Origin of the sequence: Vibrio sp. D54, from assembly GCF_021728075.1 — a bacterium.
GTDB lineage: Bacteria > Pseudomonadota > Gammaproteobacteria > Enterobacterales > Vibrionaceae > Vibrio > Vibrio alginolyticus.
Map to the genome: position 1 here is coordinate 39,502 of NZ_JAKKCS010000019.1, position 12,615 is coordinate 52,116.

At 46.7% G+C, this 12,615-nt stretch carries 6 protein-coding genes; 5 read left to right on the forward strand and 1 reads right to left on the reverse strand.

Annotated elements, in window-relative coordinates:
* Window positions 1-2: 2 nt before the first annotated feature.
* The 4 genes from rng to tldD are packed head-to-tail and all read left to right on the forward strand — an operon-like array spanning window position 3 to window position 7,678.
* Window positions 3-1,472, forward strand: a complete 1,470-nt coding sequence (gene rng / locus L3V37_RS20145) for a ribonuclease G (RefSeq protein ID WP_005381138.1) — start codon at window positions 3-5, stop codon at window positions 1,470-1,472.
* 12 nt (window positions 1,473-1,484) lie between these two features.
* Window positions 1,485-5,366, forward strand: a complete 3,882-nt coding sequence (locus L3V37_RS20150; protein ID WP_237306886.1) for a YhdP family protein — start codon at window positions 1,485-1,487, stop codon at window positions 5,364-5,366.
* 33 nt (window positions 5,367-5,399) lie between these two features.
* On the forward strand, window positions 5,400-6,221 hold the full coding sequence (locus tag L3V37_RS20155) for a carbon-nitrogen hydrolase family protein (protein WP_053350608.1): 822 nt from the start codon (window positions 5,400-5,402) through the stop codon (window positions 6,219-6,221).
* Window positions 6,222-6,232: 11 nt separating this feature from the next.
* Window positions 6,233-7,678, forward strand: a complete 1,446-nt coding sequence (tldD, locus tag L3V37_RS20160) for a metalloprotease TldD (RefSeq protein WP_005381134.1) — start codon at window positions 6,233-6,235, stop codon at window positions 7,676-7,678.
* Window positions 7,679-7,744: 66 nt separating this feature from the next.
* On the opposite strand, the gene L3V37_RS20165 is transcribed toward tldD, so the two are convergent.
* Window positions 7,745-9,121 (reverse strand): PhoH family protein, encoded by a 1,377-nt coding sequence (locus L3V37_RS20165; RefSeq protein ID WP_005381133.1) that lies wholly within the window; start codon window positions 9,119-9,121, stop codon window positions 7,745-7,747.
* Window positions 9,122-9,682: 561 nt separating this feature from the next.
* Here L3V37_RS20165 and rapA point away from each other — a divergent pair.
* On the forward strand, window positions 9,683-12,592 hold the full coding sequence (rapA, locus tag L3V37_RS20170) for an RNA polymerase-associated protein RapA (protein WP_005381132.1): 2,910 nt from the start codon (window positions 9,683-9,685) through the stop codon (window positions 12,590-12,592).
* The last annotated feature ends 23 nt before the right edge of the window (window positions 12,593-12,615 follow it).

Sequence of the window (12,615 nt, forward strand, 5' to 3'; positions counted from 1 at the left end):
ACATGAGTGCAGAATTGCTGCTTAACGTGACCCCGAGTGAAACTCGTGTGGCCATGATTGAAGGTGGAGTACTACAAGAAATACATATCGAGCGCGAATCGCGTCGCGGTATTGTGGGCAATATATACAAAGGCAAAGTAAGCCGAGTGTTACCAGGCATGCAGGCGGCTTTCGTCGACATTGGTTTAGATAAAGCGGCGTTTTTACATGCGTCAGATATTGTTCCCCATACCGAATGTGTGGCAGAAAACGAAAAACAGCAGTTTCAAGTCCGTGATATCTCTGAGCTGGTACGCCAGGGACAAGACATTGTTGTTCAAGTGGTCAAAGATCCGCTCGGCACGAAAGGTGCGCGTTTAACGACGGATATCACCTTACCTTCGCGTTATCTTGTTTTTATGCCGGGGGCCAGCCATGTCGGTGTTTCGCAGCGTATTGAAAGTGAAAAAGAGCGCGAGCGTTTGAAAAAGGTGGTGAACCATTACTGCGATGAGCACGGTGGTTTTATCATTCGTACCGCGGCAGAAGGCGCTGATGAAAAAGAGCTATCTCAAGATGCGGCATTTCTAAAGCGTTTGTGGCTAAAAGTCATGGAGCGTCGCTCAAAATACAAAACGCGTTCAACACTTTACGGTGAACTCGGCTTAGCTCAACGCATTCTGCGTGACTTTGTTGGCACAGAGCTCGATAAGATCATGGTCGACTCTCGCCTTGAATACGAGAACCTGAAAGAATTCACTTCTGAGTATGTACCGGAGTTAACAGATAAGCTTGAGCTTTACGAAGGTGACAAGCCAATCTTTGACATGTACGACACCGAAAACGAAATTCAGCGTTCTTTAGAGCGCAAGGTCGAGCTAAAATCGGGCGGCTATTTGATCATCGATCAAACCGAAGCCATGACCACCATCGACATCAACACGGGTGCATTTGTCGGTCGTCGTAATCTCGAAGAGACTATCTTCAATACCAATATAGAGGCAACGCAAGCTATTGCGCGTCAGCTACGTTTACGTAACCTCGGCGGTATCATCATTATTGATTTTATCGATATGGCATCCGAAGAGCATCGTCAGCGAGTACTTACCTCACTGGAAACGGCGCTGGCGAAAGACCGAGTAAAAACCAACATCAACGGCTTTACCCAGCTTGGCTTAGTTGAAATGACGCGTAAGCGTACGCGAGAAAGTATTGAACATATCTTGTGCTCTGGCTGTCCTACTTGTGAAGGCCGTGGCAGCGTGAAAACAGTCGAAACCGTATGCTTTGAGATATTACGCGAGATTACTCGTGTGAACCGTGCTTACGACGCCGATAATTTTGTCGTGTACGCATCGCCATTTGTTGCTGAAGCACTATTGGGCGATGAGTCTCATGCGTTGGCTGAGCTCGAAGTATTTATTGGCAAGCAAGTGCGAGTTCAGGCTGAACCCCTGTACATTCAGGAACAGTTTGACGTCGTAATGATGTAATTTGGAACATTTGTGAATTCTGGTGTTAACCGTTTTGGGCGTTTTTGTGCGTGGAGTTTAGTTACTGTATTGGTGTTATTAGCCATATTAGTAACCACGCTTCGCGTCACACTGCCGCAACTTAACCATTTCCAAGATGAGATCAAAACCTGGGTCAAACAAGGCACAGGTTTTGACGTTTCTATTGCCAATGTCGCAGGGACGTGGCGCAATAATCATCCCTCAATTGCGTTACTGGGTTTAGAGGCAAATCTACCAAACGTGCAAGATGCACGCTTCGCTGTTGAAGAAGTCCAGATTGAGTTCGATCTTATTCAATCTCTTTTTCAACTTAAACCTGTAGTTGCAGACCTTACCATTCATAACCTCGCTTTAGATATTCACACTGTAGACATTCTGCCGACTTCTAATCGTCAAGAATCGAAGCCTGAAGTGGATAAGAGCGAAGTGAAACTCATTGACCAACTCGACTCACTTCTTTTACGTCAGTTCGAAGACTTCACTATTAGCGATTCACGGATTTGGTATAAGTCTGTGTCAGGTGAAACTCGCCGTTTAGATATTGAGCAGCTTCGTTGGAGCAATCAAGGGAAACGTCACGTAGCCGAAGGCACGGTTAGCATTGCCGATGTTCGCCTGAACTCATTGTTAGTAAGCGCTAACTTTAAAGATCATGGCTCGTTGCGCGATGTATCTGGTGAGTTTTACGTGAGTGCTCAAGATGTCTCGGTCACACCTTGGCTGACCACTTACATGCAAGAAGAGTCAGGAGCAGAGTCGGGTAAAGTCAGCTTAAATACTTGGCTAACGCTCAAACATAGCCAACCGCATGATGCTTATGTTGAATTGCTGCCTTCCGAGTTGGTGTGGAATGAAGATGGACATCATGAGTTGTTTATTGAGTCTGGAATTTTCAATCTTCGACCAGATAAACAAGGCTGGAAAGTAAATGGCCACTCACTTCAGATCAGAACCGATAATACCCCTTGGCCAGAGCTAGACGTCGCGTTTGATTGGCAACCAAACGGCTGGATGCTTAATCTCTCTCAACTCGACATCGAAGCACTTATTCCGCTCATCAAATTGGCTCCAGAGTCGGAATCGACCAGTGACCTTATCAACAAATTGGCACCGAAAGGCCGAGTTGAAGATGTTCGCTTGTCCATGAACGGCGGTTTAGACACCTTACGCTACTCCGCGGAACTGGATGAACTTGCAATGACGCAATGGGAACTGCTACCAGGATTCCATCATGTACAGGGCAGTGTATCTGGTGATTTAGATCAGGCAAAAGCGAAAGTAACCGTCATTGATGATGTATTTCCGTACGGCGATGTATTCCAAGCTCCGCTGAATATCAAACAAGGTGAAGTCGATATTATCTGGCAGCAAGATGAGAGCGGCTGGCGCTTGTGGTCGGATAAAGTGACGGCAGCAACGCCTGATCTTCAAGTCCTGGGGGCATTCCGTCTTGATTTTCCAAAAGAACAAAGCCCATTTTTATCGTTCTATGCCGAAGCGGATCTCTACAACGCGGGTGAGACATGGCGCTATCTACCGACTCTGGCACTTGGACAAGACTTGACCGACTATCTTTCGACCGCGATTCAGGGCGGAAAAGTGAATACAGCGAAATTGTTGTGGTATGGCGAGTTAGGTGATTTTCCTTACAAAGAACATAATGGCATGTTCCAAGCTTGGGTTGGATTAAAAGACGCGAAATTTAGCTTTGATACGGCATGGCCAACCATCACGGATTTGCAGCTAGACTTGCTGTTTGAAAATGATGCCATGTATTTGGATTCAAAATCAGCCACACTAAATGGCGTTCATGCCAAGCGTATCACTGGGCGAATCCCTGAGTTGGCAGAAGGTGGACACATCGAGATTGAAGCGAAAGCAAGCGCGCCGGGTAATGAAGTCCGTGACTACATGATGGCGACGCCATTAGTGGATTCAGTCGGTGCCGCATTGACAGCGCTGCAAGTGAGTGGTCCCGTTTACTCTGAGTTTCAACTCAACATACCGTTTGATTTTGAGAAAGAGTCTCGCGCTTGGGGTTATGCCGATTTAACAGAAAATCGTGTTGATATTGAAGCGCCGCCAATGACGCTTGAAAACGCCACAGGACGTATCACCTTCGACAATGATGTGGTTACCACATCGGGTTTGTCGGCCGAATTATTGCAACAGCCTATCTCTCTTGATTTCCATGGAGAGAGTGCGGAGCAAGGCTACAACGTGACAATTAATACACTAGGAGATTGGGATGTCGAGCCGCTCAAACCCTATGTCGGTGAGCGTTGGTTAAACCTTGTTTCTGGCCATGCGCCGTGGCAAATGGACATTGACTTGCAACTCAATGATGTTGGTTTCACTTATCAGCTTGAAGTGCTGGCGCAGCTAAATCGTCTGACTAGTCAATATCCTTATCCTTTAGCGAAACAAATTGGCGAGTCTGGGCAAGCGAAACTGCAAGCATCCGGCAACCAAGAGAGTATTTCAGCAAGACTACAGATCCCAAATGTGAAGTATCAAACTGAGATAGATATCGCTGGCGATGTCCCGGTTCTGACTGCGACTCATTTAATGGTTGGCAAAGGTGGCTTCCGGATTAGTCCTATTGTCGGGCACGATGCTTCGGTGCGTGTCGAAGAACTGAATTTAGACCAATGGGCGGAGCTTGCGCAGGTCTCTGAGAGCAAGCCTTCATCGTCTGTTTTGGCAAGCATGAAAACGCCGACCATTCCATTGCCGACACGCATTGAAGTTGAAACGCCAAACTTACAGCTCGGTGGGATTGAGTTTCATGATGTGGATTTTTCAGCAAGCAAGAAAAATTTGAGTTGGCAACTCGATGTGGACAGTCAAGAGGTTAAAGGGAAAGCTAACTATCTGAAACCCTATGATCTATCGGTCTCTCTAGAGCACTTGCATCTGTACATCCCAGGGTTTGAAGAGATGACCAAAGAGCGCAGTTCAATCTTTGCGAGTGAAGATCAAAACGCACCTTTGATTACCAATTTTGACCGCAAGTTTCACGCAGAGATGCCAAACTTAACTTTGAACATCGATGATTTTTGGCTGCAAGGCTACAAAGTGGGCAAAGTGAATGTTGATTTGCAGCGTCGCGAGAACCGCTTGGAGTGGAAAAATATCACCTTTAGTAGCGGCAAAAACCGCATTGATATGAGTGGTTGGTGGGACCTGACGAAAGAGAGTAGTCATTCCAACTTAACCATGAAAATGAAAGGTGATAACAACACCGATCTTATGGAGCGCTTTGGTATTACATCAGGCATTCAACAAGCACCATTTGAGATCAATGCCAATATGGAATGGGACGGCGCACCTTGGTCAATGAAGACACAAACCTTGCAAGGAAACGTCTCAACGGAATTTGGTAAAGGCGTGATCAGTGAAGTTAGTGGTGCGGCACGCTTGTTAGGCTTGTTCAGCTTGGATTCTATCATCCGTAAGATGCAGCTCGATTTTACCGATGTATTCGATAAAGGCATGGCATTCAACTCGATCACGGGAACGGGCAAAATCCAAGACGGTGTGTTTATCACCAATGATATCGTAATGGATGCGTTAGCAGGGGAAATGCAAATCCGCGGCATCGCTAATATGAACAGCAGAATGGTTGATGCGGAAGTGAAATTCACACCAGACATCACGTCAGGCCTACCAATGCTGACCGCGTTTGCCGTTGCGCCTCAAACTGCTTTGTATGTCTTGGCCATCTCTACGGTGATATCTCCGGTGGTTGAGGTCTTCACTCAAGTCAATTATGAAGTGAAAGGCCCACTAGATTCACCAACGGTGAAAGAAATTTCGCGAAGTAAAGGTGAATACAAGCTGCCAGAAAAACTGCGTGAACAGGCCAAATAACTCACCGAATATAATGGAATAGGGAGGAAACACATGGAGCGTGTTGGCATTATTCAAATGACTTCGGGTCCGGATATTAACGCGAATTTGGACTTCATTGAAAAACAGTGTGCTTTAGCGAGCAAGCAAGGTGCCAAACTTGTTCTTACTCCTGAAAATACAGTGCTATTTTCCAGTCGCGAAGCTTATCATCAACATGCAGAGCCACTTGGCAGTGGCATGATTCAACAGCGGCTCTGTGAAATCGCTAGAAAGAACCAGTTAACGCTAATTGTCGGAAGCATGCCCATTCAAACCGCAAAAGGTGTCACGACAACAACACTTGTATTGCCGCCGCACGGTAAATGCATTGCTCACTATGACAAACTGCATATGTTTGATGTCGACGTAGCCGATGGTTATGGTAGTTATCGTGAGTCGGATACGTTTATGGCGGGTAATCAAATAGTCGTTGCGGAAACTGATATCGGCAGTGTTGGATTGAGTATTTGTTATGATTTACGTTTCCCAGAACTTTATAAAGTATTGCGTCAAGAAGGGTCGGATATCATTGTGGTGCCCGCTGCGTTTACCGCTGTGACGGGGCAAGCTCACTGGGAAATACTATTGCGAGCTAGAGCGATTGAGACACAATGTTGGATTTTGGCAAGCGGACAAACTGGAACGCATCCATGTGGACGAAAAACATGGGGACACTCAATGGTCGTTGACCCTTGGGGACGTATCCATAAACAGCTTCAGGATGAAGTAGGTTTATTGGTGACTGAGATAGATTTGTCACAAAGCCAACAAGTAAGGCAGAATATGCCGCTGACTCAACACAGTCGCTTTCAAAATGAATTGAGACGGAAATAAAAGAGCTAACTATGAGCACAAACCAAATAGAACAGGCACTCCTTGCCCCAAATGGTCTGACAGAACAAGACATTGCTGACACGCTTGCCAGCATTGCGACGCGCCAGATCGATTATGCGGACATTTACTTTCAGTCCAGCTGGCATGAGTCTCTGGTTCTAGAAGACAGCATCATCAAAGATGGCTCTTTTAACATTGATTGTGGTGTTGGTGTCCGTGCAGTAACTGGCGAGAAAACCGGCTTTGCCTACTCTGATCAAATCCAGCCTGAAGGCCTGAAGCAGAGTGCAATGGCGGCGCGCGGTATTGCTCAGCAAGGGCAGAATGGTAAAGTCCAAGCGTTTAAACGCACCGAAAACCAAGCGTACTACGCCGCTGTGAATCCACTAGCTGAATGGGAAAAGCAGCAAAAAACAGAATTGCTCAAATCTCTAGATGCTTACATCCGCACTAAAGAACCATTGATTAAAGAAGTCTCGATCAGCATCAGCGGTGTGCATGAGCAGATGCTTGTTGCGGCAACAGACGGTACTTATGCAGGCGATATTCGTCCTTTGGTGCGTTTGTCTATTAGCGTGCTTGCACAAAAAGGTGAACGACGTGAACGCGGTAGTGCTGGTGGCGGCGGCCGTTTCGGTTACGATTTCTTTTTAACGGAAAGCAATGGAGTGAAACAAGCTTTCCATTATGCAGACGAAGCGATTCGCATGGCGTTAATCAACCTTGAAGCAGAAGCAGCACCAGCAGGCATGATGCCAGTGGTATTGGGCTCTGGCTGGCCTGGCGTGTTGCTACACGAAGCGGTAGGTCATGGACTAGAAGGTGACTTTAACCGCAAAGAGTCGTCAGTGTTCTCTGGAAAAATGGGTCAACAAGTGACGTCTTCACTGTGTACCATCGTCGATGACGGCACGTTAAAAGACCTTCGTGGTTCACTGAATGTGGATGATGAAGGGGTAAACGGTCAGTACAACACGCTTATCGAGAATGGTGTGCTGAAAGGCTATATGCAAGACAAGCTAAACGCGCGGCTAATGGGTGTAAATCCAACGGGTAACGGTCGTCGTGAATCGTATGCACACTTGCCAATGCCTCGTATGACCAACACCTACATGCTTCCAGGTGAACATACGCCAGAAGAAATCATCTCGACGGTCGAGAAAGGGTTGTATGCGCCAAACTTTGGTGGCGGCCAGGTGGACATTACTTCGGGTAAGTTTGTGTTCTCTGCATCGGAAGCGTACTTGATTGAAAACGGTAAAATTACGCGCCCTGTTAAAGGTGCGACGTTGATTGGCTCAGGTATCGAAGCAATGCAGCAAGTCTCTATGGTCGGTAACGACCTAAGTATCGACAAGGGCGTTGGCGTATGTGGTAAAGCAGGTCAAAGTGTGCCAGTTGGGGTTGGTCAGCCGACCTTGAAACTGGACTCACTGACAGTAGGTGGCACTGAGTAACTCAGTTGAATCGTTATAAAAAGAGCGCTCATTAGAGCGCTCTTTTGCTTTGTGAGTCGGTGTCAATTACAGGTTTTCTTCAGCAAATTCCGCCAAGCGGCTACGAACCACGCCGTTGAGGTGAATATTCGCGCTGCCTTCAAAGTTCTTGAAGCGTTCAACCATGTAGGTCAAACCAGAGGTCACTGGGGTGAGGTAATGGGAGTCAATCTGCGCCAAGTTACCGGAGCAGACGATTTTGGTTCCTTCACCACAGCGGGTAATGATGGTTTTGATTTGTGATGCAGTGAGGTTTTGACACTCATCAAGCAGTACAAACGCATTTTGAATCGAACGGCCACGCATAAAGTTGATGGATTTAAATTGAATGTTGGCTTTATCGCAGATGTACTTCAATGAGCCTTCAGTGCAGTGATCGTGTTTATGTAGCGCTTCCAAGGTATCGGTCACCGCCGCTAACCACGGCATCATTTTCTCCTCTTCGGAGCCGGGTAAGAAGCCGATGGATTCACCGATATCTGGCGTGTTACGTGTTACGATAATTTTATCGAACATGCTTTTTTCAATGGTTTGCTCCAATGCTGCTGCCATTGCCAGTAATGTCTTACCACTACCCGCCGCACCCGTTAGAATCACCAAGTCAATTTCTGGATCGAGTAAGGCATCTAACGCCATTCCCTGGTAGATATTTTTAGGTGTGATGTCCCAAGCCTTACGATGCATTAGACGTTCGCGGCTCAGGTCGAGAAGCGTTAGCTTGTCTTCATTGATGGTTTCTACGCGACCAGCAAAGTCACTGTCTTCATCAATAACGTATTGGTTGATAAAGGTTGGGTCGAAGGGTTCGCGACTGAGTTTGTGGTAAGTTTTTCCGCCCAGTGCATAGCTTTCTACTTCCTCAATACCGCTCCAGAAATCACCTTCACGCAATTGAAAGCCTTTGGTTAGGTATTGAATGTCGTCAATCAGTTGGTCGGTTCTATAGTCCTCAACAAAGCGTACACCAGCCCCTTTGGCTCGCAGACGCATGTTGATGTCTTTCGTGATCAGTACCACTTCACGTGGTGCACGTTTATTTTGCAGATAAAGCACCGCGTTGAGAATACGGTTGTCACCGGCTTTGTCGGCGAAGGCTTTGACGGTTTCCTGCAGTTCAAAATCCGCCAAAATGGAAATAGTACCCTGGTCGGGGTTGTCTTTAGAAACAGGAATGCCTTCAGAGATTTCATCTGGCGTTGCTTCTTTAAACAAATCTTCCAAGGTGCGAATAGCCACGCGCGCATCTCTTGCAACGTCGCGCTTACTGTCTTTGATTCGGTCGAGTTCTTCCAACACGGTCATGGGGATAACGACATCGTGTTCTTGGAAAGAGAAGATGGCAAAGGGTTCATGAAGAAGAATGTTGGTATCGAGTACAAACAGTTTCCGATCGGTATCGCCCATAGCGTCTCCTTGCCGTAGTACGGCTCTGCATGCGAGTTGTTAGGTCGTTTCCAAATAGGTGTGAAGTGACCTAACTCTGATTGCTTGCAATAGAGGTTGTCGGGCTGATGTCGGCTAGTGTGCAACCGAGTAGCAAGACAACTTACTGCAAACCCGTGTTGATCCTAATCGTGTACTAACGCGCTTAAATCATATGCAATGGTTTTAAACGCCCCTCATTAGAAGTATACGTAATATTTACGTTCTACAACTTAATAATTGGCATGAGTATTTTACAATTTGATTGCATTTAGAGTTTGGGAAAAAAAGTTTCTGCTTGGTGCGGTTTCGGCGTGACCTAAATCACAGCTTCAAGTAAGATTAGCGACCTTTTTCTGCGTATAGGCTACGTCCGATTTATCATGTTGAGCTGGCTTAAAAAATACTCAGTTCATACTGAAATGACGAATGCTATCGGCATAGCAGAAGCCAGAATCAGATCTAAACTATTATCCATGCCCACGGGCATGAGTAGACCAACAAGAAATACGAATCAAGAACTAATAACGAGGTAGTCAATTCATGACATTTGCTTTGGGGCAGCGCTGGATTAGCGATACGGAAAGCGATTTAGGTTTAGGTACCGTTGTAGCAATGGATGCTCGTACTGTGACATTGATGTTTGCAGCGTCAGAGGAAAACCGAGTTTACGCACGTAACGATGCACCTGTTACCCGAGTCACCTTTAATGTTGGGGATGTCATCGATTGCCAAGAAGGTTGGTCTCTAAAAGTAGAAGAAGTACTGGAAGATGAAGGTCTTTACACCTATTTCGGTACTCGTGAAGACACGCAAGAAACCGCTGTTGTTCTGCGTGAGATTTTTCTTAGCAACCAAATTCGTTTTAACAAACCTCAAGATAAGTTGTACGCCGGTCAAATCGACCGTATGGACAACTTTGTTCTGCGTTACCGTGCGCTAACCAACCAGTTTGAGCAGCATAAGAGCCCAATGCGTGGCCTATGTGGTATGCGTGCAGGTTTGATCCCTCATCAGCTTTACATCGCGCACGAAGTTGGCCGTCGTCACGCGCCACGCGTCTTGTTGGCGGATGAGGTAGGTTTGGGTAAAACCATCGAAGCGGGCATGATCATCCACCAACAAGTTCTGTCTGGTCGTGCCGAACGCATTTTGATTGTGGTGCCTGAAACACTGCAGCATCAATGGCTGGTTGAGATGATGCGTCGTTTCAATCTGCATTTCTCTATCTTTGACGAAGAGCGCTGTATCGAAGCTTTTGCGGATGCAGAAAACCCATTTGATACTCAGCAATATGTGCTGTGTTCTTTGGATTTCCTACGTAAGAGCCGCAAGCGTTTTGAACAAGCACTGGAAGGTGAATGGGACCTACTGGTTGTCGATGAAGCGCATCACCTTGAATGGAGCCAAGATAAACCGAGCCGTGAATACCAAGTGGTAGAAGGCTTGGCTGAACGTACTCCAGGTGTGTTGCTACTGACTGCAACGCCAGAGCAGCTTGGTCGTGAGAGTCACTTTGCTCGTCTGCGTTTGTTGGATCCAGACCGCTTCTATGATTACGAAGCATTCGTTGAGGAAGAAGAGCAATACGCGCCCGTAGCAGATGCGATTACTTCACTCTTTTCCGGTGAAAAGCTACCTAATGAAGCAAAAAACCAGATCACTGAGTTGTTGTCTGAACAAGACGTAGAACCACTTTTCCGTATTATCGAAAGTGAAGCGGACGAAGAAGCTAAAGCGTCGGCACGCCAAGAGCTAATCGATAACTTGATGGATCGTCATGGTACAGGGCGTGTTCTGTTCCGTAACACGCGCGCGGCCATCAAAGGCTTCCCTAAGCGTAACGTGCATCTGATGCCAATGGATATTCCACCGCAATACACTACATCAATGCGTGTTGCTGGGATGATTGGCGGTAAGATGAGTTCTGAAGCACGTGCGATGAAGAACCTTTACCCGGAAGAAATTTTCCAAGAATTTGAAGGCGATGACGCAAGCTGGTGGCAGTTTGACTCGCGTGTGAATTGGTTGCTTGAAAAAGTAAAAGAGAAGCGCAGCGAGAAAATCCTCGTGATTGCTTCTCGTGCGAGTACCGCACTGCAATTGGAGCAAGCACTGCGTGAGCGTGAAGGTATCCGCGCCACCGTTTTCCACGAAGGTATGTCGATTCTTGAACGTGACAAAGCGGCGGCTTACTTTGCGCAAGAAGAAGGTGGAGCACAAGTTCTTATCTGTAGCGAAATCGGCTCTGAAGGTCGTAACTTCCAGTTTGCCAACCAACTTGTCATGTTCGACTTGCCATTCAACCCAGACTTGCTTGAGCAACGTATTGGTCGTTTGGACCGTATCGGTCAAAATCGCGATATCGACATTCATGTTCCTTACCTGAAAGGCACATCGCAAGCGATCTTAGCACGTTGGTTCGATGAAGGCCTGAACGCTTTTGCGGAAACCTGCCCAACAGGCCGTGCTGTTTACGATAAGTACTCCGATGATCTGATTGAAATTCTTGCCTCTGGTGATACCAGCACGCTAGATGAGATCATTGAAGCGTCAGCAAAAATGAATAAAGAGCTGAAATCCCAATTGGAGCAAGGCCGCGATCGCCTATTAGAAATGCATTCAAATGGCGGGGAAAAAGCACAACAAATCGTTGAGAAAATTGAATCAACCGACGGCGATACCAATCTGGTCACCTTCGCACTTTCTCTTTTTGACACGATTGGCTTGAATCAAGACGATAAAGGTGAAAACGCCCTGATTGTGACCCCATCTGAGCACATGATGGTGCCAAGCTACCCAGGTCTGCCATACGAAGGAGCGACGATCACGTTTGATCGTGATACAGCGTTATCTCGTGAAGATATGCACTTTATCAGTTGGGAACACCCAATGATCCAGGGGGGTATCGATCTTCTTATGAGTGAAGGGGTGGGGACGTCTGCGGTATCTCTATTGAAAAACAAAGCGTTACCAGTCGGGACTATTCTTCTTGAGTTGATTTACGCGGTAGATGCGCAAGCGCCTAAACGCAGTGGTATCGCGCGCTTCTTACCGAAAACGCCAATCCGTTTAATGATGGACTCGCGTGGTAATGATTTGTCTGCTCAAGTGGAGTTTGAAAGCTTTAACCGCCAGCTCAGCCCTGTAAACCGTCACTTAGGTAGCAAGTTGGTTACGTCGGTACAGAAAGACGTACACCGCTTAATTGAAGCTGGTGATGTTCTTATTGAAGAGAAGGTCGAAGAAGTACGCAAACAAGCTCATCAAGATATGCAGCACAGTTTGAATGCAGAGCTTGAGCGTTTGCAAGCACTGAAAGCGGTGAACCCAAATATTCGTGACGAAGAAATTGAAGCTATCGACGCACAAATTAAAGAGCTCACTGGTTACATCAACCAAGCTCAAGTTCAGCTCGACTCGCTGCGTTTGATTGTGGTGAGCCACAACTAAGTAAGTGTTTATTGCTCATTAAA